Raw genomic sequence first — 21,164 nt, forward strand, 5'->3', positions numbered from 1 at the left:
GGATGGCTCGGCCGGGGGGCCGGAAAATACCGTTCCCGGTATGCGAAAGATTCTGATCGTCGGCGCCGGGCAGTCTGGACTGCACCTGGCGCTCGGGCTGCTGAAGAACGGTTACGACGTCACCGTGGTCTCCAACCGGACCCCGGACGACATCCGCGACGGCCGGGTCATGTCGAGCCAGGCCATGTTCGGCACCACGCTGGGCCACGAGCGCGCGCTCGGCCTGGACCACTGGCCGCACTGCCCGCCCATCGACGGCATCCGGTTCGCCGTCGCGGGGCCCGACGGCGGCCAGGCGATCGGCTGGGCGGCCCGGCTGCGCGAGCCCGCCCGCAGCGTCGACCAGCGGGTCAAGATGCCCGCCTGGCTGGCCGAGGTGGAGGAGCTGGGCGGCCGGGTCGAGATCCGCGACGTGACGCCCGCCGACCTGGAGGCCTACGCCGCCACGCACGACCTGGTCCTGGTGGCCGCCGGCAAGGGCAAGATCGCTTCGCTGTTCGAGCGGGACGCCGCAAGGTCCCCCTACGACGCGCCGCAGCGGGCGCTCGCGCTCACCTACGTCACCGGCCTGACGCCCAGGCCGGAGCACTCGGCGGTGTGCTTCAACGTGATCCCGGGCGTGGGCGAGTACTTCGTCTTCCCCGCGCTGACCGTGGCCGGCCCGTGCGAGATCATGGTGTTCGAGGGCGTCCCGGGCGGCCCGATGGACTGCTGGGGCGAGGTGCGCACCCCCGCCGAGCACCTGGCCACGAGCCGGTCGATCCTGGAGACGTTCCTGCCGTGGGAGGCCGCCCGGTGCGACGGGATCGAGCTGACCGACGCGATGGGCACGCTGACCGGCCGGTTCGCGCCGACCGTGCGGCGGCCGGTCGCGGTGCTGCCCACCGGCGCCCCGGTGCTGGGCGTCGCCGACGTGGTGGTGCTCAACGACCCCATCACCGGCCAGGGCGCGGGCAACGCGGCCCGGTGCGCCGCCGCCTACCTCCAGGCGATCCTGGAGCACGGCGACCGGCCGTTCGACCAGGCGTGGATGGAGCGCACGTTCGAGCGGTTCTGGGAGCAGGCGCGGCACGTCACCGACTGGACCAACGCGCTGCTCGCCCCGCCCCCGCCGCACGTGCTGGAGATCCTCGGCGCGGCCGGGTCGCTGCCCGAGGTGGCCTCGCGCTTCGTCAACGGCTTCGACGACCCGACGGACTTCGCCGAGTGGTTCATGGACCCGGACAGCGCCCGGCGCTATCTGGCCGAGGTGTCGTCATGAGGGCGCTGCGTGACGCGCTCGGCCGCTACGCCACCGGGGTGGCCGTGGTGACCACCGCCCTGCCCGGCGAGCGCGCCGGGCTCACGGTGAACTCCTTCGCCTCGGTGTCGCTGGACCCGGCCCTGGTGCTGTGGTGCCTGTCGAGCCGGGCGCCGAGCGCGCCCGCGTTCCTGCGGGCCGGCCGGTTCGGGGTGAACGTGCTGGCCGCCGGGCAGGAGGAGCTGTCGCGGCGGTTCAGCAGGCCGGCTCCGGACAAGTTCGACGGGGTGGCGACGCGGCTGACGCCCACGGGGCTGCCGGCGCTGGCGGGCGCGCTGGCGTTCTTCGCCTGTCGTACGGTGAGCGCGCAGGAGGCGGGCGACCATCTGGTGATGGTGGGGGAGATCGAGCACTTCGAGTGGCAGGAGGGCGACCCGCTGGTCTTCCACGCGGGCCGCTATCGGGAGCTGTGCGCCAGGGACGGCGCGCTGGCGCGGATCGGCGCCTGAACGGTCAGACGGCGCACAGCTCCGGCTCGACGGGGGAGGGGTCGTCGAGCCCGTGGAGCAGGATCGCGGCCAGCTCGCGGCGCTGGACGCTGGTGAGCGTCATGGGGAGCACGATCGGCATCAGCTCGATCGCCCCGGCGGGCAGCTCCCGGACATGGCAGGGCAGGAGGGAGAAGGTGTGAACCACCCGCTCACTATCGCAGGCCCCACCGACAAGATCAGCCCGTTTTACCGGCCTCTGACGACAGGCGCTCGTGGAAGGGGCGGCGCCTGAGCGCGTCGGCGGCGGCCTGGAGGACGTCGGTGAGCGGCATGGGCAGCTCGGCGTCCAGGGCGCGTACGGCGCGCTCGGTGGCGGCCCACTCGGCCTCGATGGCGGGCAGCGCCCGGCGGGTCTGGTCGGTCAGGTGGACGATGCGGCGGCGGGCGTCGCTCCCCTTGGCGAGGGTGACCCAGCCGGCGCGGCGCATCTGCTCGACGGTCTGGCTGGCGGCGGAGTGGGTGACGCCGGTGGCCTCGGCGAGGTCGCGGATCGCCATCGGCCCGGCGGCTGCCAGGGCGCGGACGGCGGGGGAGAAGCGCGGCCGATATCCCTCCAGGCCCTGCTCGGCGTAGGTGGCGGCGATGGCGGAGTCCATCAGGTCGTGAAGGTGGCGCAGCAGCGTGCCGAGGCTCGCGGTCATGGGGTTAATATAACAGCGCTGTTAGATCTGAGCCCCATCGGGAGGAGCGCGACCATGTATCCGCGAATTGACCCGTACGACCAGGGAATGCTCGACGTGGGCGACGGCAACCTCGTCCACTGGGAGGTGAGCGGCAACCCCGACGGCAAGCCCGCCGTCATCGTGCACGGCGGGCCGGGGTCCGGGGCCGGGCCGCGCTGGCGTGAATACTTCGACCCGGAGCGCTATCGGCTGGTCCTGTTCGACCAGCGCGGGTGCGGGCGCAGCACGCCCGACGCCGCCGACCCTGACACCGACCTGTCCGTCAACACGACCGACCACCTGCTGGCCGACATGGAGCTGCTGCGCGAGCACCTGGGCATCGACCGCTGGCAGCTCTTCGGCGGCTCCTGGGGCACCACGCTGGGCCTGGCCTACGCCGTGCGCCACCCGGACCGGGTCACCGAGGTGATCATGTCGGGGGTCGCCACCACGCGCAGGCACGAGGTCGACTGGATCACCAGGGGCGTCGGGCGCTACTTCCCCGAGGAGTGGGAACGCTTCCGCGACGGCGTGCCGGAGAAGGACCGCGACGGCGACCTCGCCGACGCCTACGCGCGCCTGCTCGCCGACCCCGACCCGGCCGTGCGCGATCGTGCGGCCCGCGAGTGGTGCCGCTGGGAGGACTCCCACGTACGGGTGAACGCCGACCACAAGCCCGATCCGACGTTCGAGGACCCGGTGTTCCGGATGCGGTTCGTCCGGCTGGTGACCCACTACTGGCGCAACGCCGCCTGGCTGCCCGACGACGAGATCATCACCGGCGTCGAGCGCCTGGGGCACGTGCCCGGGGTCCTGGTGCACGGCCGGCTCGACATCAGCACGCCCCTCCAGACGGCCTGGGACCTGTCGCGGGCGTGGCCGGGCTGCGAGCTGATCGTGGTCGAGGGCGCGGGGCACTCCAACGCCTACGCGGGCGTCAGGGAGGCCCTGCTGGCCGCCACCGACCGGTTCGCCCGTTAACGGTCGTCGTCCTCGTCGACCAGGGTGTCGAGGGCGCGGGTGACGGCGTCGCCCAGCGGCCGGAACGCCTCGGTAAGGGCCTCGGCCAGCGGCGCGAAGATCTCGGTGACCTCGCGCAGGAGGTCGTCGCCCTTGTTCTCGGGAGGCGCCCAGCGCATCGCGTCGGCGCTCAGCGTCTCCCACTCGTCGACGACGCCGTCGATGGCGTCGAGCACGTGGTCGGGATCTCTCGGCATGACGTTCTCCAAGAGAAGGAAACTGGTCCTCCCACGGTAACCCGCTAGCCGGGGATCGACACCCCGACCCCGCCCCGGGTCTGCCCGCCGTATCGGGCCCGGTCGGCGGCCAGGTCCAGCGGCCGGATGCTGGACCGGGCCGCGAGCAGGGCCTCGTCGACGAACGCGGCGGGCACCAGCCAGGAGACCTCGAACTCCAGGCCGTCGGGGTCGCGTGCGTACAGGGCCTTGGTGGTGGCGTGGTCGGAGGCGCCGACGAGCGCGCCGAGCTCGCTCAGCCTGGCGGAGATGCGCTCCAGCTCGTCGAGCGTGTCGACCTCCCACGCCAGGTGGTAGAGGCCGACGGCGGTGCGTCCGGCGGGTGACGGGCCGGCGTCCTGGCCGATCTGGAACAGGCCGAGGTCGTGGTCGTTGGTCGAGCCGGGCGCCTGGAGGAAGGCCGCGCCCGGCATGCCCATGACGACCTCGAAGCCGAGCGCCTCGCGGTAGAAGGCGACGCTGCGCTCGACGTCCCGGACGTACAGGACGGCGTGGTTGAGTCGCTGGACAGGCATGACGGGCCCCTTTCGTTTTGTTCAAATTTATATGAGGCGTCAACTAAGCCGACGCGAGAGCCGGAGCGCGAAAACTGTCGCCGGCACCCCGTAAGGTCTACGGCGGTAGCCGAGTGAGGAGACGGGATGCGTGAGACGGAAGAGGCGCTGTTCAGGGTGGTCCACTCGATCGCGGGGCGGCTGGCCGGCCAGCCCGTGCCCGTGGTGATGGACGCGCTGGCCCGGCAGCTCCCTCCGGCCCCCGGCATCAACCTGGCGGAGATCCGGCGCATCGCCGAGGAGATCAGCGTCGGCCGCGACCCGTCAGGCCTCTGACGGCACCTGCTCCCGCATCCGCCACGGCGACCCGTACTCCTCCAGCAGGTCCAGGAACGGGCGGGCCGGAAACGCCTCGGGGCCGAGCACGCCGGTGCCCTTCCACGCGCCGGTGGCCAGCAGCTCCAGCGCGACGACCGGGTTGACGGCGGTCTGCCACACGACCGCCTGGGAGCCGTACTCGCTCATCGACCACTGGTTGTCGACCACGTGATAGAGGTAGACCTCGCGCGGTGACCCGCCGCTGACGCCCTTCACCCAGGTGCCGGCGCAGGTCTTGCCGCGCATCCTGGCGCCCAGCCCGGCGGGGTCGGGCAGCACGGCGGCCAGCAGGTCGCGCGGCGAGACGCGGGCCGGGCCCTCCTCGGTCGGCACGGTCACCGGGTCGGTGCGGTCGAGGCCGAGCGCGCGCAGGGTCTTGAGCTTGGCGATGAAGTCCTCGCCGAGCCCGTACTTGAAGGTGACCCGGCCGGCGTCGACCCAGCGGGGCACCAGCAGCACCTCCTCGTGCTCGACGTTCACGCACTCCACCGGGCCGATGCCCTCGGGGAAGTCGAAGACCTCCGGCTCGCTGAACGGCTCGGTGGTGTACCAGCCGCGGTCCTGCTCGTAGATGAGCGGCGGGTTGAGGCACTCCTCGATCGTCGTCCAGATGGAGAACGACGGCGCGAACTCGTAGCCGTCCACGGTCAGGTTGGCGCCGTCGCGGATGCCGATCTCCTCGATCTCGTCGAAGAGCTCGTCGGCGGCGTAGCGGGCGAAGACGTCGGCGAGGCCCGGCTCGACGCCCATCCCGACGAGCGCGAGCCGCCCGGCGTCCGTCCACGCGCCGGCGCGGGCGAACTGCTCGTCGCCGAGCTTGACCCCGGCCTTCTCGTACGGCCGCTCGGGGTGCGGCCTGGACATGGACATGGCCATGTCCAGATAGTCGGCCCCGGCCGCGAGCGCCGCCTCGAACAGCGGCATCACGAAGCGCGGGTCGGTGGCGTTGAGCAGCACGTCGCAACGGTGCTCGCGGAGCAGGTCGGTGACCGCGGCCTGGTCGGATGCGTCGGCGCGCACGGCGGTGAAGCGGCGCGGGTCCAGCGGCGCCACGGCCGCCTCGGCACGGGACAGGTCGTAGTCAGCGACCACCATATGGTCGAAGAACGAGCGGCGGGTGGCGATGCGGGTGACGGCGGTGCCCACACCGCCGGCGCCCATGAGCAGAACACGCATGACAACTCTCCCCAAATCGGTGTTCTCCCAGGAAAGGCCAGTAGGCTCGTCAACGTCAATGGTGTTGGCATAAGGGGTGACATGGCCAAGCGAGTGGTTCCCGACGCGGCACGCCAGCGGCGCCGCCGCACCAAGGAAGGTCAGGTGCTCACCCACGACCTCATCGTGGAGACCGCCCTGCGCATGCTGCGCGAGCACGGCGCCGCCGGGCTCACCGCCCGCCGCCTCGGCCTGGCCCTGGGCGCCGACGCGAGCACGATCTACCGCTACTTCCGCGGCATGGACGACCTCACGCTGGCCATCGCCGACGAGCTGTTCGCGCACGCCCTGACCGGCTGGCGGGCCACCGGCGAGTGGCGTGCCGACCTGCGCAGTCTCGGCCTCAGCATCTACGACGCCTACCTGGCCCACCCGCAGGCGGCGGTGCTGACGGCCAGCCGGGTGGCGGGCCGGCCGCACGAGGTGGCGGTGGACGAGACGATCCTGGCGATCCTGCGCACGGCGGGCTTCCCCGACCCCGACGCGGTCCGGATCTACCACGCCTTCATCGACCAGGCGCTCGGCTTCGCCGTCCTGGACGCGGCCACGCTCGCCCTGCCCCCGGCCACGCGGGCGGCCGACGAGCAGGTCTGGCAGGCCACCTACGCCCGCCTGCCCGCCGCCACGCACCCGCACATCGCCGCCACGGCCCACCTGCTGGTGGCCAACATGAACGACAGCGCCTACCCGGCCGCCCTGGACCTGCTCCTGGCCAGTGCCACGGCGCAACTGGCCGCCCTCTAGGGGGCGCCTCAGGGACGGGTAGGGGGGAGGCCCGGATGCGCCGGGGCCCCTCCGGGCGAAGGATGGCCCCATGTCCGCAGTCAAGAAGGCCTATCCGCTCATCGCGTGCGCCGCGATCGTGTTCGCGGTGTCCGGGGTGGTCGTGGGGCAGTTCGGCCCCGACCCGTACCTGGACCCGCTGAACGTGACCGTCAGCGAGTACGCCGTGGCCGACCGCGGGGGCGTCACGGAGGTCGCGATGGCGGTCATGGCCCTGGGGTCGCTGGCGCTGCTGGCGGGGCTGCGGGCGGCGGGGGCGCCGGTCAGGGGGATGCCGGAGCGGCTGATGTTGGTGTGGTCGGGGGCGCTGTTCGTCGCGGCCGTCATCCCGACCACGCCGCTCGGCGCGGACCTGGACGTGGCCGCGCAGGTTCACCGGTACGTGTCGGTGGCGGCGTTCGTGGCGCTGCCCGCGGCGGGGGCGCTGCTGGTGCCGAGGCTGGCCGCCGACCCGGCGTGGAAGCCGGTGGCCAGGACGGTGGAGTGGCTGGCGCTGGCGGGCGGGCTGGGGCTGCTGGCGATCACGTACGTGGCCCTGCCGGGGGAGCGGGTGATGATCGGGCTGGTCGAGCGGGTGCTGCTGGGGGCGGAGGTGGCCCTGCTTGCGGTGCTGGCCGCCTGGCTGGTACGAGTGGTGTGGATGGGGAAGGCGGTGAATTTCCCGACATGTCACAGATTTATCGCTAGTCGATCTTAAAACCGTGTCTTTCGGTGATATTGTCTCCCGCGATCTTCTATCCGGGAGCGGGTGTCATGGCATCGGGCAGATCCATCAGATTCAAGATCTCGACGCTGCTCATCATCCCGTTGATCTCCCTGGTGGCACTCTGGGGCTTCGCCGCGAGCACCACGTCGAGAGAGGCGCTCAACCTCCTCAAGGTCGAGACCTTCTGGAACGGGATCATCAACCACGCCGACACCCTGATCGTCCAGCTCCAGGCCGAACGCCTGGCCTCCGCCGAGCTGATGTCCGGCGTCACCACCGACACCCGCAAGCTGGCCGACATCCGGGCCACGTCCGACGAGGTCAGGAAGCGGCTCAAGGACAGCGCGCTGGCCGAGGACACCCAGGAGTCGCTCACCGAGGACATGAAGGTCCAGCTCCAGGCCGCGCTCAAGGCCGTCGACGGGCTGTCGGAGATCCGCCGCCAGGTCGACGAGCGGGCGCTGTCCCCGCACGACCTGGTCAACCGGTACGCCGCCATCCCCGACGCCATCGACCGCCTCTACGCGGCCTTCACCGTCAGCACCGACGTCGAGCTGTCACGCCAGTCTCAGGGCCTCATCGCCGTCCAGCAGGTGCGCGAACTGCTCAGCCGTGAGCACGCGCTCATCGTCGCGGGCAACGGCGGCGACGACGAGCCGACCAAGTGGACGATGGCCGAGGTGCACATGCTGGCTGGCCTCGACGGGGCCAGGACCTACCTGTTCCCCAAGGCCCTGGCCAACCTCGACGCCGAGATGCGCGCCCCGCTGGAGCGGGTCGCCGCCTCCCCCCGCCACGCCACGATGGAACGGGCGCTGCAGACCTACGTCGCCGGCGACAAGGTCGACCTCCAGCTCTGGCGCGGCACCGTCGACCCCGTGCTGAAGGACTACACCGAGGCCGTCAACGCCGCCGGCGGCATCCTGCTGAGCCGGATGGAGCCCGCCGGCATGGTCGTCATCGTGCGGGCCGCCGTGGCCGGCGCGCTCGGCCTCATCGCCGTCGTCTTCTCCGTGTTCGTCTCGATCCGCGTCGGCCGGCGCGTCTCCCGCGAGCTGGCCGAGCTCCGCCACACCGCGCTCGACCTCGCCGAGATCCGGCTGCCCGAGGTCGTCGCCAAGCTGCGCTCCGGCGAGCAGGTGGACATCGCCGCCGAGGCGCCGCCCCTCACCGTGGCCGAGGGCGCGACCAGCGAGGTCGCCGACCTGGCCACCGCCTTCGACAGCGTCCAGCACACCGCCGTGGACGCCGCCGTGGAGCAGGCCAGGCTCCGCGAGGGCGTCGCCGAGGCGCTGCGCAACCTGGCCCGGCGCAGCCAGTCGCTGGTGCAGCGGCAGCTCAAGCTGCTCGACGAGATGCAGCGCCAGACCGAGGAGCCCGAGGCGCTGGAGCGGCTGTTCAAGCTCGACCACCTGACCACCCGCATGCGCCGCCACGCCGAGGGCCTGGTGCTGCTCTCCGGCGGCAGCGCCGGGCGCAGGTGGCGCGGCGTCATCCCGGTCGAGGACGTGCTCAGCGGCGCAGCCGGCCAGGTCGAGGACTACACCCGGGTCCGCGTCTATCCGATGCCCGAGTGCGGCATCGCCGGCGCGGCCGTGGCCGACCTCATGCATCTGTTCGCCGAGCTGATCGAGAACGCCGCCACGTTCTCCTCCCCGGGCAACGAGGTGTCCGTCCGCGGCGAGCTGGTCGGCAAGGGGTTCGCCGTCGAGGTGGAGGACCGCGGGCTCGGCATGTCGGACGCCGACCGCGACGCCGTCAACCGCCGCCTGTCCAGCCCGCCCGACTTCGACCCGGCGCAGACCGAACGACTCGGCTTCGCCGTCGTCGGCATGCTCGCCGCCCGCCACGGCATCAGCGTGACGCTCAAGCCCTCCCCGTACGGGGGCACCACGGCCATCGTGCTCGTGCCGGGCTCCCTGGTGCAGCCGATGCCGTCGCCCCAGCCGATGCAGCAGCTCGAATCCGTCTCGGTCTCGGTCGTGAGCAACGACACCGGGCCGGGAGAGCTGCCCCGCCGCGTCCGTACCAACAGGCGGAGCATCGAGCCGCGGCAGGAGGCGGGGCTGCCCAGGCGCGTCCGGCAGGCCAACCTGCCGCAGCAGCTCAGGCAACCGCAGGAACCCGCCGAGCCCGTCGAGGAGCGCTCACCAGAGGAGGCCAGGGCCCTGCTCTCCTCGCTCCAGTCGGGCTGGCAGCGCGGGCGTCAGGATACCGACCAGGATGGGGGAGCGTGATCGTGAGCCGCGAGCACGAGTGGGTTGACGACGAGGCCGGGCCCGTGGTCCGGCCGTACGCGGTGGCGCGGGGGCGCACCAAGGCCACCGCATCGCTCGACCTGCTGGCGACCGTGGCCCCGACGGGGCAGCAGGCGCCCGCGCACGCCGATCTCGGCACGCAGCACCGGCGGCTGCTCGCCTGCGTGGCCGCCCAGGCGCGGCCGGTCGCGGAGGTGGCCTCCGAGCTCAACCTGCCGGTGCAGGTCGCCCGGGTGCTCCTCGGCGACCTGCTCGGCTACGGCCTGGTGGCGGTGCGCGCGCCGATCTCCAAGGGGTCCTCCCCGACGGAGAGCCTCCTCAGAGAGGTGATCAACGGCCTGCGGGCGCTCTAGCCGGCGGCGGTCAGCGTCCGCAGCGAGTGCTCGACCAGGGTGATCATGACTTCCTTGGCCGAGGCGCGCCGCCGCACGTCGCACAGCATCACGGGCACCCCGTCGTCGAGGTCGAGCGCGATCCGCACGTCGTCGACGCTGTGCTGGTCGGCGCCGTCGAAGCAGTTGACCGCCACCACGAACGGGGTCCCGCGCTGCTCGAAGTAGTCGACCGACGGGAAGCAGTCGGTCAGCCGCCGGGTGTCGGCGATGACGACGGCGCCCAGCGCCCCGTAGGACAGCTCGTCCCACATGAACCAGAACCGCTCCTGGCCGGGCGTGCCGAACAGGTAGACGACCAGCCCCTCGCGGATCGTGATGCGGCCGAAGTCCATCGCGACGGTCGTGGTGGTCTTGGCCTCCACGCCGTCGAGATCGTCCACGCCGATCCCGCGGTCGGAGAGCACCTCCTCCGTGCGCAGCGGTTTGATCTCGCTGATCGAGCCGACCAGCGTGGTCTTGCCCACGCCGAACCCCCCGGCGATGAGGATCTTCAACGCGACGGGGTCCTCAGAGAGCACGGAGTCCATTGATCACTTCCTTGAGAATGCCCTCATTCGGGCGCGACCCAGCCGCTGCGGGGGCCGACACAGAGATGAGGCCGTGGTCACGCAGGTCGCCGAGCATCACCCGGACGACGCCGACAGGCAGGTCGAGCTCGACGGCCACGTCGGCCACCGAGATCGGATGACGTGCGACACGCAGGATGAGCGCCTGTTCGGGGCCGAGGTCTGCGGGAGGTTCCCCGACGGCGCTCACGGTGGCGATGAGATCGAGATTGTCCCCCGAGGACCTCGTGCGGCCGCGGATGAGGGCGTAGGGCCGGACGACCGGCCCCGCGTCCTCGTCCAGCCACCGCGGGGTCTCGCTCACGGTGTTGCTCGCGGATTGGTGGTGATGTGCTGGCCCACCCGCTTGACCAGCATCGCCATCTCGTAGGCGATGTGCCCGACGTCCACGTTGGCGTCGGCCAGCACCGCCAGGCAGGTGCCCTGCCCGGCCGCCGTCACGAACAGGAACGCCGACTCCATCTCCACGATGGTCTGGCGCACGTCGCCGCCGCCGAAATGCCGCCCGGTGCCGCGCGCCAGGCTCTGGAAACCGGCCGCCACGGCTGACAGGTGTTCGGCGTCCTCCCGGCTCAGGCCCTTGGAATGGCCGACGGCCAGGCCGTCGGTCGACAGGATGACGGCCTGCCTGACCGCGCCCACCCTGGTCGTCAGGTCGTCAAGCAGCCAGTTCAGCTCACCGGTGTTGGTCGTCGGCACACTCATGCCTCCCCCTCCTCGTTCACATCTTCTCGGGCACGTTGGGTTCCCCGCTGGAACGCGGAGAACAGGTCGCGTACCTCGTCGGGAGAGCGTTCGTTCTTCCGCTCAGGTCCCGGCTCGGACCGCTGGAGCCGGGATGAAAGGTTGGCCTGCCTGACCCGCCTTGGCAACCCCGCGTGCGTGCCGCCGCTCACGACGGCGAGGGCCTTCTTCCGGGTACGGCTGGGCAGGGCGGGCAGTTCGTCACCGGAGGCGGTCAGCTCCTCCTGGTCGGTGACGAGCGGGCGCGGCACCAGCAGGATGGCGGTGGTGCCGCCGAAGGGGGAGCGGCGCAGCACAACCTTGATGCCGTGCCGCTCCGCGAGCCTGGCGACCACGAACAGGCCGAGCCTGTCGCTGTCGGCCAGGTCGAACTCGGGTGGGTCGACCAGCAACGCGTTGTACGCGGCGTACTCGTTGGCCGACAGCCCCAGCCCGCGGTCCTCGACCTCGATCGAGTAGCCGTTGCTCACCCGGTCGCCGCGGACTTCGACGGCGGTGTCGGGCGGGGAGTAGATGGTGGCGTTCTCGACCAGCTCGGCGACCAGGTGGGTGAGGTCGGCGGCGGCCGCGCCGTCGATCGCGCCCGGGGGCATGGTGGCGACCGTGACGCGGGTGTAGTCCTCGACCTCGGCGACGGCGGCGCGCACGATGTCGACCACCGGCACCGGCTTGCGCCAGGCCCGGCCGGGCGCGGCCCCGGACAGGATGATCAGGCTCTCGGCGTGCCGCCGCATGCGGGTGGTCAGGTGGTCCAGGCGGAAGAGCTCCTCCAGCCGGTCCGGGTCGTGGGTGCGGCGCTGCATGCTGTCGAGCAGCGAGAGCTGGCGGTGCAGCAGCCCCTGCTTGCGCCGGGCGAGGTTGAGGAAGACCTGGCCGACGCCGCGCCGCAGCGCCGCCTGGCCGACGGCGGCGTGCACGGCCGTGCGCTGCACCGAGCCGAACGCCCTGGCCACGTCGGTGATCTCGGCCGAGCCGCTGACCTTGATCGGCTTGGCCTCCTTCTTGACGTTGACCTCCTCGCCGGTGCGCAGCCGCTCGACCAGGCCGGGCAGGCGCCGCTCCGACAGCTCGACGGCCGCCGAGCGCAGCCCGGCCAGCTCGGCGCCGAGCCGCCGGCCGAAGCGCACGGAGATGATGATGGAGGCGAGCACCGCGAGCAGTCCGACGCCGCCGGCCACGCCGATCTCGATCTTGGTAGTGGTCGCCCCGGAGGCCGCCCGCGAGGCCAGCGTGAGCGCCGACTCCGAGCCGATCCGGTCCAGCTCGGCCATCAGCCTGTCGGCCGCCGCCGCCCAGGACGGCGCGTCGGGGGGCGGCGCGCCGGTGCGGATGATCCGCGCCTCCATCGTGGCGAACGACTGGAACGTCTGGCTCTTGAACAGCTCCTCGTACGGGGCGCGGAACTGGACGTCGAGCCCGGCCTGGCCGCGCGCGTGCAGGAACTTGCGCGAGGACACGTACTCGGTGAAGGCCGCCGCCTCCGGCTCGGTGAGCTGCCGGTCGAGGAGGGCCGCCTTGATCAGCGCCCGCTCCCTGGAGAGGAACTCGCGGGCGTTGCCCATCGTCTGCAGGGCGGAGGCCTGCTGGTAGATCGTCAGGTCGGGGATCGGGGTCAGGTGGTCGTAGAACCGGAACACCGCGTCGAGCACCCGGTTGTACTCGGTGAGCCCGGTCAGCCGCGAGCTGTAGCCGTCGTCGATGCCGTCGCGGATGGGGCCCAGCCGGCGCAGCTCGGCGTCGAGGGCGTCGATCTGGCCGCGCAGCTCGGGGCTGACCGCGCCGCCGGCCTCGGTGACGGCCTGGCGGAACTCGCCGAGCGCCTGGTCGGTCTGGGCGCGCTGGGCGCCGAGGTCCTCGGTGAGCTTACGGGTGGTGACCGCGACCATGGACCGCTCCCGTTCGGCCTGAAGCTGAAGCCCCAGGTCGGTGGAGGCGATGCCGATCGTCTGGTAGAGGGTGTCGCCGCGGAGGAGGGCCTGGCCGTCGCTCACGGTGAGGTTGAGCACGAAACCCCAGAGCGCGCTCAAGGACAGGAGGGGTAGCAGTAACAATAAAAAGATCTTGAACCGAATTGACCGGTTTTGCGAGCCCATGTCCCAACCTCGGAGTCGAGGGCATTTCACACCTTCGTGTAAATACACCTCCGGAAGATCGCACAGGAGACTAGCACCGATTATGCGTCTGGCGCAGGGGGAGCAAGGGGATGTTCAACGCGATTACCCGGCGAGGAGTTCCGTCACGGCGCGGTGTGCCGCGCTGATGGCCGCGTCGGCCCGCGCGCCCGGCATGGCGTCGGATCCGGCGATCGCGATCCGGCCGAACCGCCGCCGCGCGGCCTCCGCCGGCGACGGCCCGTCCGGATGGAACGGGTGCCACGGCCGGCAGTACTCCGGCGCGAACCCGTGCCCCCACCGGTAGACGGTGATCGCCTCGACGTCCCCCGCCGGGTCGAACCCGCTCCCGAGCAGCCGCCCGAGCTGGTCGCGCACGCCCTGCTCCAGCGCCGCGTAGGACGTCCTGAAGAGCTCCCGCCGCCCCGCCGCGGCCCCCTCCGCCGGGCCGAGCTCCGAGCGGCACGGCGCCGCCACCAGGTGCGCCCGCGTGCCGTCCACCTCCGTCGCCGTCCAGTACGCCCCCGTCCAGCGGGCCCGGCCCCGCCACTCCTGCGGGCGGCGCAGCCGTACCACGGCCTCCACCAGCGGCATCTTGACCGCCTGCCGCAACGCCGCGCGCTGCTCGTCCGGCAGGTCCGGCACCAGGTACGGGATGACCATGTGCCAGCAGGCCAGGATCGCCGCCCCGGCGCGCACGGTCCTGACGGCGTGCCCGTCGAAGTAGCCCACGACCACCCCGGCCCCGTCGTCGCGCACCGACACCACCGGGCTCGACAGCCGGAACCGCGCCCCCGGCATGCGCCCGGCCATCCGCGCCACCAGCGACCGCACACCCCCGGTCAGCCGGTACGCGGGCCGCTCCCACTCCTGCTTGACCGTGGGCGAGTTGAACCGCGACGGCTTGCCCCGGTCCAGCCCGAGCCCGCCGAACCCCGGGTACGCGCTCGCCCAGGCGTCGATCGCGCCGAAGGCCCGCGTCCCGTAGCCCCAGGCCGCGCTGGACATCGTCCGGCAGAACCGCTCCACGTCCGGATGCGCCCGGCACACCTCCAGCAGGAACGCCGAGTACGTCAGGCCCGCCAGCCGTTCCTCCTTCTCCTCCTGCGACAGCCCGGGGAACCAGTCCGGCGGGTCCCGGTGCAGCCGCACCAGGTCCCGCCTGGCCTGCCCGGCGATCGGCAGCCGCCCGGCCCACGCCTCGACGTCGCCGTCCTGCCCGACCAGCACGTCGGACCCGAAGCTCTCCCGGTCGCACATCACGCTGTCGTACGCCCGCGTCCTGACCGTCGTCCCGGTGGACTCGGCGGGGACGCCGAGCTCCTCGACGAGCGCCCTGGCCTCGGGCGTGCGGATCACGGCCCCGGGCCAGCCGCCCGGCCGCAGCTCCTCGCCGCGCGTGTGGCCGCCGAGCTCGTCGTGGTTGTCCAGCACGAGCACCCGCGCCCCGGGCTCGTGGCGCAGCCACGCGTAGGCCGCGCTGACGCCGCTGACGCCGCCGCCGACCACCACCAGGTCGTACTCCTCGCCGGTGGGGGAGCCGGGGTCCGCGTACTGCCAGAACCGGCCGTCACGCAGCGCGTGCGGCACGCTGAGCGCCTGCGCGGTGTCGCCCCGCAGCCCGCCGGCATGCCCGCTCAGCCCGGCCGGTCCGGTCAGGTCCGCCGGGCCGCCGGCGGCGAGGGCCGCGTCCGGTGACGCCAGCACCGCGGCGCCCGCCGTCACGGCGACGCCGTCGAAGAAGTCGCGGCGCGAAATGGACGGTCCGGTGAAGTCACTCATCCCGCGATCATCGAAACTCCGGTACGAATGCCGCGTCATGCCGCGCAGAAGGCCGGGCAACATTTTGCAGGACCTGGTACCGGAAATTCCCCTTTGCCGCGCCGCAAAGGGCTCACTGACCAGGGCTTACGCGACAAAGCCTCACAATTTCGCGTTGCCCGGCTCCGGCACTCGGACTTCCCTTAGCGTTTATCCAATGCCGTGCCGACGAATGGAGCGACCATGCTCAGGGCCCTTTCCGCAATATGTCTCACCATGACCGCCGTGACCGCCATGACCGGCTGTTCCGCCGACGAGCCCCCCGCCCAGAGCAAGCCCGAGGCCGCCCCGCCCGCCGCCTCCACCGCGCCCCAGGCAGGCAAGCTCCGCACCGCCCTGCTCCCCGCCCCCAAGGGCATGCGCGTCGCGTACGGGCCCGAGATCGGCACCTTCGGCAGCCTGAAGTCCGTCAAGGAGGGCCTGGCCGCCGTCCGCCAGACCAAGCTCGACCGCCCCGAATGCGCCGGCGCCACCCAGCTCGACCCGGCCAAGCCCGAGATCGCCGGCGCCCCGGCCGCCGTCATCGCCTTCGCCTCGCCGCGCGGCTCCATCACCCAGGCCGTCGTCGAGCTCCCGCGCGGCGCCTTCCCGGTCGCCCTCCCCAAGCAGTGCACCGCCTACCACGCCGACGTGCAGGGCACCAAGGTCACCTACCGCACCCAGCACCTCGCCATGCCGCGCCAGGGCGACGAGTCGCGCGCCTACCTGACCACCGCCACCGGCGGCGACCGCAACGCCCAGATCGGCTCGGTCGTCATCCGCCGGGGCAACGTCGTGATGAGCCTCATGGTCGTCGGCCAGAAGGTCAAGCGCGCCGGCCTCATGGAGCTCGGCCGCCTCGCCGACCACAACCTCTCCCGCGCCACCGCCTGACCAGACCCGAACGGGGTGAGGGCCGGGCGGGTCAGGGGTGCCAGCCCTGTTCGACCGATCGGCGGCAGCGGTCGGGGGTGTCGCCGGCGCTGACGAAGAGGGCGGTCAGCAGGGGGACGCCGTGCGCAAGGGTCTGCGGCGGCAGGGGGCCGGTGGCGACCAGTGACGCCAGGCCGTGTCCGATCATCCAGCTCTGCGTGGCCAGCTCCAGCGGGTCGACGCCGGCGCGGAAGCGGCCGGCCGCCCGGGCGCGGTCGACGCCGGTGACGAGGCAGTGCAGGGTGTCGTCCGCGGCGGCTGCGTCCGCCAGCTCGAAGCGGGCGTCGAACATCACGCGATACAGGTCGGGGCAGGCCAGGGCGTTCGAGAGGTAGGCCGCGCCGAGTGCCGCGAGGTCGCGTACGGGGTCGTCCGTGGGGGTGACGGCGGCGAGGCGGGCGGCGAGCCGGGTGAAGCCTTCCTGACGCATCGCGGTCCACAGGCCGTCCATGCCGTCGAAGTACGTGTAGACGGCCATGGTCGACACGCCGGTGCCGGCGACCAGGGAGCGGAGCGTGACGGGCTCCCGGGCGGCGAGCATCTGGGCCGCCCGGTCGATGAGCAGGGAGCGGATCGCCGGGTCCTTCGTTCGCGCCATGTCCCCACAATACATAGCGCTGCTATGTTATGAGCGGACGCCCGACGAGCGAAGGAGCAGGGATGAGCGTGACGCTGGTCAACCCGGACGGGTTGCCGAAGCCGGAGGTCTACCGCCAGTTGTCGATCGCCAGCGGGTCGAGGCTGGTGTTCCTGGCCGGGCAGGTGGCGCGTGACGCCGACGGGACGCCGGTGGGCGCGGGGGACCTGGCGGCCCAGGTCGAGCAGGCGTACCTCAACATCGGCACGGCGATGGCCGCGATCGGCGGGTCCTTCGACGACGTGGCCAAGCTGACCGTCTACGTCGTCGACTGGACTCCCGACAAGATGCCGCTGCTGGGTGAGGGCGTCGCCAGGGCGGCGGCCAGGCTGGGCGTCGACCCGGTCAAGCCGATCACGCTGCTGGGCGTGGCGGCGCTGGGCGAGCCCGACCTGCTGGTGGAGGTGGAGGCCACCGCCGTCCTCGACTAGCCCGTAAACGGGCGTGCCAGGACGTGCTAGGACTGCCGGATGTGGGCCAGGAGCAGGGCCAGGGGGCGCGGCACGCGGTCGAGGTCCAGGGCGTCGACGAGCAGGCTGGAGTAGCGGATCTTGCGGCCGCTGCCCGACCCCATGAACCGGCGGAGCTGGTCGTGCGTGTTGCCCGCGCGCCAGGCGGGCTGCCGCTGGAGCGTGCGGAACGAGCCGAGGTCGCCCTCGGCGTCGATGACCCGCTCGACGGCGTCGGTCCCGAGCGCGCGGATGAGCTCGTCCTCCAGGTCGGCGACGCAGACGAAGAACCCGAGCGCCTCCAGCCCGTCGCGGCCGAGGTCGGCGCCGAGCCCGGCGCGCTCCAGGGCCTTGCGGAAGTCGCCTTCCTCCCCGGCGTCGCACAGACCGGCCAGGCGGAGGCCGAGCCCGGCGGGGCCGTACTTGCCGACGTAGGCGCCGATGTTCGTGGCGCCGCCCATCGCCACCGGGGAGACGCCCTCGGCGGCCAGGTCGAGGCCGTGGCGCCGGGCCAGCGCCTCGACCGCCGCCCTGTCGCTCTCGCCCTCAAGAAGGATCACGGTACGCGTGTTGCTCACGGGCCCAGCCTCGCACCGGACCCGGAGGGATTCATCCCCTTTATCAGATGAGCACGTGGTCGTCCGGCCGCCCGACGAAGGAGAACTGCGCGTTGCGGGTCAGCTTGATGTGGTCCGCCTGCCAGGTGTGCATGGAGGCGTCGGCGCTGCGCCAGTAGACGAAGTTGAACCGGTCGGCCGAGTAGATCTTGACCCCGTCCTCCTTGAGGCGGCGGACCAGGTGGGTGTCCTCGCCCCTGGTCAGGTCGGGGAACTGGTAGGAGCGGAACATGTCGGCCTTGCCGAGGAACGAGCCGCCCTGCACCAGGAACGAGTAGCGGTGCTCCAGGCCGGGCAGGCGGAGCATCGTGGTGTTGGTGCCCTCGAAGTAGGAGTAGTGGGCGCCCTTGCCGGTCAGCTCGGCGTCGGTGTAGTCGAAGGAGCGGGCCAGGTCCGACAGGTAGTGCTCGCCGTACAGGTTGTCGTCGTCCATCTTGGCGATCAGCTCGCCCTCGGCGGCGTCGATGCCCAGGTTCATGCAGGCGCCGAGCGACAGCTCGGGGGCGGCGGGCAGGACGACGACGTCGGTGATGCCGGCCATGCGGGCCTTGTCGGCCACCACGACGGGGTCGATGTCGAGGCCGTGCAGCACCATGACGAGCTGGAGCGGCCGGTGGATCTGCTTGGCCACCGAGGAGATCGCGTGCTCGATCTGCGAGGCGCGGTTGGTGGGCAGCACGACGGAGATCGACCGGGTGCGCGGGGTGACGGGGCGGCCGAGAAGCTGGAGGATCTGGTCCACCCGGTGCGAGAACAGGTGCTTGTCGAACACCTCGCGCATCGCCAGGTGCCCCATCCGGGCGCGCAGCTCGGGGCTGTTGATCAGGTGCAGGACCTGGTTGTACGACTCGATCGGCTCGCGGGCGATGGGGACGAGGTCGCCGAACGTCTCCTCGATGGCCCGGGACCAGCCGGAGACGACCGGGGTGGCGCAGGCCGACAGCTCGAAGACGCGCCGCGCGCACATGGTGGGCGAGTCCAGCACCGAGTTGACGTTGAGGAAGACCTTGTACATCCGGTACGCGGCGAGCATCTGGTCGTAGGGGAGCTCGCCGACGATGTGCGGGCGGTACTTCTCCGGCCAGGCGTACTTCTCGTCCACCTCGCCGTTGCGGGCGAAGATGTGCAGGCCGAGCTCGCGGACGGGGTCGAGGACGATCTCCATCTGCTCGCGGCGCTCGGGGTGCTTGTCGCGGAAGTACATGCCGCCGAAGACGACGTCGTGCAGGCGGCCCTGCTTCTGCTGGATCGGGTTGTGCACGCGCGGCTGCGCTGCGAACTGCAACACATCAACCCGATCATGTCCCAATATTTCGCGATATTTCGGCACCATGTCGCCGTCGCACGTGAACACGTAGTCGAACAGCTTGGCCGTGTCGATGAAGAAGTCGAAGTTGGGCGGATCTTCCTTGTTCCAGAAGACCGTGGGAATGCCCTCCGCCTTGCACCAGGCGACCAGCTCCCGCAGCGGCTCCTTGGGCGCGTTGGTCCCGGTCATCTGGTAGCGCCAGCGCCCCTGGTTGCCGTGCCAGGCCGACTCGCAGAACAGCAGGTCGGGCCGCCGCTCGGCGAAGATCTCCGGCCAGTCCTTGAGCCCGAACTCGATCTGGTCCCATTCGTAGCGGAACGCCATCCTGGAGAAGTCGTCCAGGATCACGGCCACCTTCAGGTCCGGCCGGTTGACCGGGCCGAGCGGCCACTTGACCGGCGGGATCTCGACCCGGGGCGGCCGCTTCCCGGCGGCCTCGACGACCTCGGTGACCGGGACGGGCGGCTTGGGGGCGCGCTCGCGGGAGCGGACGGCGTCGAGCACCCTGCCGGGGCTCTTGGACCCGATCGCCTCGCCGAGCTTGAACGTCCGCTTGGCCTGGGTGGCCTCCAGCTTCCAGGTGGCGTAGGCGGCCTTGGCCTCGGCGATCTCCAGCCGCCTGCGCAGCTCCACGACCTCCGCCTCGTAGCGCTCGACGACCTTGCGCTCCTCAGGCAGCCAGTTGACGGGACCGAGCCGCTGGAACGCGGGCTCTTCTGGGGTTTCGGCCATGAGGTATCGCCTATCGCTCTGCGGAGGATTGTCATAGTACGGCGGACACCGTACGAAATGGGGGTTTTACTCGGATCGGGTCCCCTGGGCGGCGGGCGAGAGGTTGTCCCCCTTCAGCCAGGCCGAGATCACCCGGGCGATGCGCGGCCCGGCGGCGCCGTCCCACAGCGGCGGCAGCTCGCCCGAGGGCGTGACCGCCCCGTCGGCCAGCGCCTTCTCGGCGGCGGCCGGCAGCAGGGCCGGGGTGACCAGCCGGTTGGTGCCGTGCGTGATCGTGACCGGGCGCTCGGTGTTGGGCCGCACGGTCAGGCAGGGCACGCCCAGCATGGTCGTCTCCTCCTGCACGCCGCCGGAGTCGGTGACGACCAGCGCGGCGCCCCGTACGAGTGAGAGAAAGTCCACATAGCCCAGCGGGTCGACCACCTTGATCGACGGGCCGTCCACGAGCCCCGCCTCGGCCAGCCGGGTGCGGCCGCGCGGGTGGATCGGCACCACGATCTGGATCTGCCGCGACACCTCCAGCACGGCCGAGACCAGCTCACGGGCCGCCTCGGGGGTGTCGACGTTGGCCGGGCGGTGCAGCGTCGCCACGGCGTAGCGGCCGGTCAGGCCCAGCCGCTCGACGACCGGAGCCGGGTCCAGCGACGGCAGCGCCGAGAACAGGCTGTCGATCATCGGGTTGCCGACCAGGTGCACCTTGGAAGCGGGCACGCCCTCGGCCGCCAGGTGCGACAGCGCGTCAGGGGAGGTGGCGAACAGCAGGTCGGACAGGGAGTCGGTGACGATCCTGTTGACCTCTTCCGGCATGCCGCGGTCGAACGAGCGCAGCCCCGCCTCGACGTGCGCGGTGCGGATGCCGAGCTTGGCGCAGACGAGGATGGCGGCCAGCGTCGAGTTCACGTCGCCGTAGACGACCACCAGGTCGGGCTGCTGCTGCTCGAACGTCTCCTCCAGGCCGACGAGCAGCGCGGCGGTCTGCTTGGCGTGGCTGCCGGAGCCGACGCCCAGATTGGCCACCGGGTCGGGCAGGCCGAGGTCGGCGAAGAACACGTCCGACATCAGGGCGTCGTAGTGCTGACCGGTGTGGATGATGCCCTGCCGCACGCCGAGCTCGCCGAGTGCTCGCACCACCGGGGCCGCTTTCACGAAATTGGGACGAGCGCCCAGAACGTGCAGGACCAGGGGGTTCTCCCTCATTGACCTCGCCTTTCATAGCGGAAGGGAAAAAACGCTGCCTATGGTACGGTCACCGCGTGGCATCCGACGCCAGTCGTCAAGACTCCTCAAAAGTTTCCGCTGGGGTTTCCGCGAAGTCTGCCCGTGCCGGC

Annotated in this window: 24 protein-coding genes; 10 read left to right on the forward strand and 14 right to left on the reverse strand. The window is 71.7% G+C overall.

The annotated features are described in order from the left end of the window. Window positions 1-40: 40 nt before the first annotated feature. Both KME80_RS00700 and KME80_RS00705 read left to right on the forward strand, forming a co-directional pair. Complete coding sequence (locus KME80_RS00700; protein WP_219498832.1) at window positions 41-1,261, forward strand: styrene monooxygenase/indole monooxygenase family protein; 1,221 nt, start codon at window positions 41-43, stop codon at window positions 1,259-1,261. Beyond that, a complete protein-coding gene (locus tag KME80_RS00705) occupies window positions 1,258-1,749 on the forward strand; it encodes a flavin reductase family protein (RefSeq protein ID WP_219498835.1) in 492 nt (163 codons plus the stop codon). The genes KME80_RS00700 and KME80_RS00705 overlap by 4 nt, the downstream gene beginning before the upstream one ends. A 4-nt stretch (window positions 1,750-1,753) precedes the next feature. On the opposite strand, the gene KME80_RS00710 is transcribed toward KME80_RS00705, so the two are convergent. Both KME80_RS00710 and KME80_RS00715 read right to left on the reverse strand, forming a co-directional pair. Continuing rightward, window positions 1,754-1,936: a hypothetical protein gene (locus KME80_RS00710; protein ID WP_219498838.1), complete on the reverse strand. Its 183-nt coding sequence runs from the start codon at window positions 1,934-1,936 to the stop codon at window positions 1,754-1,756. Window positions 1,937-1,967: 31 nt separating this feature from the next. After that, window positions 1,968-2,432: a MarR family winged helix-turn-helix transcriptional regulator gene (locus KME80_RS00715; RefSeq protein ID WP_219498841.1), complete on the reverse strand. Its 465-nt coding sequence runs from the start codon at window positions 2,430-2,432 to the stop codon at window positions 1,968-1,970. Window positions 2,433-2,486: 54 nt separating this feature from the next. On the opposite strand from KME80_RS00715, the gene pip reads away from it, so the two are divergent. Beyond that, window positions 2,487-3,434, forward strand: coding sequence for a prolyl aminopeptidase (pip, locus tag KME80_RS00720; protein WP_219498859.1), 948 nt, complete (start codon window positions 2,487-2,489; stop codon window positions 3,432-3,434). Here the strand turns inward: pip and KME80_RS00725 are convergent. Together KME80_RS00725 and KME80_RS00730 are read right to left on the reverse strand one after the other, a co-directional pair. Beyond that, on the reverse strand, window positions 3,431-3,670 hold the full coding sequence (locus tag KME80_RS00725; RefSeq protein WP_219498861.1) for a hypothetical protein: 240 nt from the start codon (window positions 3,668-3,670) through the stop codon (window positions 3,431-3,433). The two genes, pip and KME80_RS00725, sit on opposite strands and share 4 nt — an antisense overlap. A 44-nt stretch (window positions 3,671-3,714) precedes the next feature. Further along, window positions 3,715-4,224, reverse strand: coding sequence for a VOC family protein (locus tag KME80_RS00730; protein ID WP_219498864.1), 510 nt, complete (start codon window positions 4,222-4,224; stop codon window positions 3,715-3,717). Window positions 4,225-4,350: 126 nt separating this feature from the next. On the opposite strand from KME80_RS00730, the gene KME80_RS00735 reads away from it, so the two are divergent. After that, window positions 4,351-4,539 (forward strand): hypothetical protein, encoded by a 189-nt coding sequence (locus tag KME80_RS00735; protein ID WP_219498867.1) that lies wholly within the window; start codon window positions 4,351-4,353, stop codon window positions 4,537-4,539. Here the strand turns inward: KME80_RS00735 and KME80_RS00740 are convergent. Then, entirely contained in the window at window positions 4,528-5,757 is a 1,230-nt protein-coding gene (locus tag KME80_RS00740; RefSeq protein ID WP_219498883.1) for a saccharopine dehydrogenase family protein, read from the reverse strand. The genes KME80_RS00735 and KME80_RS00740 overlap by 12 nt on opposite strands. A gap of 81 nt (window positions 5,758-5,838) precedes the next feature. Here KME80_RS00740 and KME80_RS00745 point away from each other — a divergent pair, with 81 nt between their 5' ends. The 4 genes from KME80_RS00745 (at window position 5,839) to KME80_RS00760 (ending at window position 9,896) form a co-directional block, all read left to right on the forward strand. Further along, on the forward strand, window positions 5,839-6,540 hold the full coding sequence (locus KME80_RS00745; RefSeq protein WP_219498887.1) for a TetR/AcrR family transcriptional regulator: 702 nt from the start codon (window positions 5,839-5,841) through the stop codon (window positions 6,538-6,540). A gap of 70 nt (window positions 6,541-6,610) precedes the next feature. Then, a complete protein-coding gene (locus KME80_RS00750; RefSeq protein ID WP_219498890.1) occupies window positions 6,611-7,276 on the forward strand; it encodes a DUF998 domain-containing protein in 666 nt (221 codons plus the stop codon). A 56-nt stretch (window positions 7,277-7,332) separates the two neighbouring features. Then, window positions 7,333-9,522 carry a sensor histidine kinase gene (locus KME80_RS00755; RefSeq protein WP_219498893.1) on the forward strand — a complete coding sequence of 730 codons (2,190 nt, stop codon included), beginning with the start codon at window positions 7,333-7,335 and terminating at the stop codon, window positions 9,520-9,522. Window positions 9,523-9,524: 2 nt separating this feature from the next. Beyond that, on the forward strand, window positions 9,525-9,896 hold the full coding sequence (locus KME80_RS00760) for a DUF742 domain-containing protein (RefSeq protein ID WP_219498896.1): 372 nt from the start codon (window positions 9,525-9,527) through the stop codon (window positions 9,894-9,896). Here the strand turns inward: KME80_RS00760 and KME80_RS00765 are convergent. The 5 genes from KME80_RS00765 to KME80_RS00785 all read right to left on the reverse strand — a co-directional run bounded on the left by KME80_RS00765 (window position 9,893) and on the right by KME80_RS00785 (window position 15,141). Beyond that, window positions 9,893-10,465, reverse strand: a complete 573-nt coding sequence (locus KME80_RS00765) for a GTP-binding protein (protein WP_219498900.1) — start codon at window positions 10,463-10,465, stop codon at window positions 9,893-9,895. The two genes, KME80_RS00760 and KME80_RS00765, sit on opposite strands and share 4 nt — an antisense overlap. Next, window positions 10,446-10,808 carry a DUF742 domain-containing protein gene (locus KME80_RS00770; RefSeq protein ID WP_219498903.1) on the reverse strand — a complete coding sequence of 121 codons (363 nt, stop codon included), beginning with the start codon at window positions 10,806-10,808 and terminating at the stop codon, window positions 10,446-10,448. The genes KME80_RS00765 and KME80_RS00770 overlap by 20 nt, the downstream gene beginning before the upstream one ends. Then, window positions 10,805-11,209 (reverse strand): roadblock/LC7 domain-containing protein, encoded by a 405-nt coding sequence (locus KME80_RS00775; protein ID WP_049557807.1) that lies wholly within the window; start codon window positions 11,207-11,209, stop codon window positions 10,805-10,807. The genes KME80_RS00770 and KME80_RS00775 overlap by 4 nt, the downstream gene beginning before the upstream one ends. Then, complete coding sequence (locus KME80_RS00780) at window positions 11,206-13,275, reverse strand: sensor histidine kinase (protein WP_219498905.1); 2,070 nt, start codon at window positions 13,273-13,275, stop codon at window positions 11,206-11,208. The genes KME80_RS00775 and KME80_RS00780 overlap by 4 nt, the downstream gene beginning before the upstream one ends. 189 nt (window positions 13,276-13,464) lie before the next feature. Then, window positions 13,465-15,141, reverse strand: coding sequence for an FAD-dependent oxidoreductase (locus tag KME80_RS00785; protein WP_219498908.1), 1,677 nt, complete (start codon window positions 15,139-15,141; stop codon window positions 13,465-13,467). A 255-nt stretch (window positions 15,142-15,396) separates the two neighbouring features. Here KME80_RS00785 and KME80_RS00790 point away from each other — a divergent pair, with 255 nt between their 5' ends. Further along, a complete protein-coding gene (locus KME80_RS00790) occupies window positions 15,397-16,053 on the forward strand; it encodes a hypothetical protein (protein WP_219498911.1) in 657 nt (218 codons plus the stop codon). 31 nt (window positions 16,054-16,084) lie between these two features. Here the strand turns inward: KME80_RS00790 and KME80_RS00795 are convergent, their stop codons facing one another. Further along, window positions 16,085-16,690: a TetR/AcrR family transcriptional regulator gene (locus KME80_RS00795; RefSeq protein WP_219498914.1), complete on the reverse strand. Its 606-nt coding sequence runs from the start codon at window positions 16,688-16,690 to the stop codon at window positions 16,085-16,087. Window positions 16,691-16,752: 62 nt separating this feature from the next. On the opposite strand from KME80_RS00795, the gene KME80_RS00800 reads away from it, so the two are divergent. Further along, the gene (locus KME80_RS00800) at window positions 16,753-17,160 is read left to right on the forward strand and encodes a RidA family protein (RefSeq protein ID WP_219498917.1); all 408 of its coding nucleotides are present in this window, start codon (window positions 16,753-16,755) and stop codon (window positions 17,158-17,160) included. A 26-nt stretch (window positions 17,161-17,186) separates the two neighbouring features. Here the strand turns inward: KME80_RS00800 and KME80_RS00805 are convergent, their stop codons facing one another. The 3 genes from KME80_RS00805 to wecB all read right to left on the reverse strand — a co-directional run bounded on the left by KME80_RS00805 (window position 17,187) and on the right by wecB (window position 21,033). Further along, window positions 17,187-17,756 carry a TOPRIM nucleotidyl transferase/hydrolase domain-containing protein gene (locus tag KME80_RS00805; RefSeq protein ID WP_219498919.1) on the reverse strand — a complete coding sequence of 190 codons (570 nt, stop codon included), beginning with the start codon at window positions 17,754-17,756 and terminating at the stop codon, window positions 17,187-17,189. 43 nt (window positions 17,757-17,799) lie between these two features. Beyond that, the gene (locus KME80_RS00810; protein WP_219498922.1) at window positions 17,800-19,836 is read right to left on the reverse strand and encodes a glycosyltransferase family protein; all 2,037 of its coding nucleotides are present in this window, start codon (window positions 19,834-19,836) and stop codon (window positions 17,800-17,802) included. Window positions 19,837-19,902: 66 nt separating this feature from the next. Beyond that, window positions 19,903-21,033: a non-hydrolyzing UDP-N-acetylglucosamine 2-epimerase gene (gene wecB / locus KME80_RS00815; protein ID WP_219498926.1), complete on the reverse strand. Its 1,131-nt coding sequence runs from the start codon at window positions 21,031-21,033 to the stop codon at window positions 19,903-19,905. Window positions 21,034-21,164: the final 131 nt, after the last annotated feature.

The sequence above is a fragment of the Nonomuraea ceibae genome (assembly GCF_019396325.1).
In the GTDB taxonomy this organism is placed as follows: Bacteria; Actinomycetota; Actinomycetes; order Streptosporangiales; family Streptosporangiaceae; genus Nonomuraea; species Nonomuraea ceibae.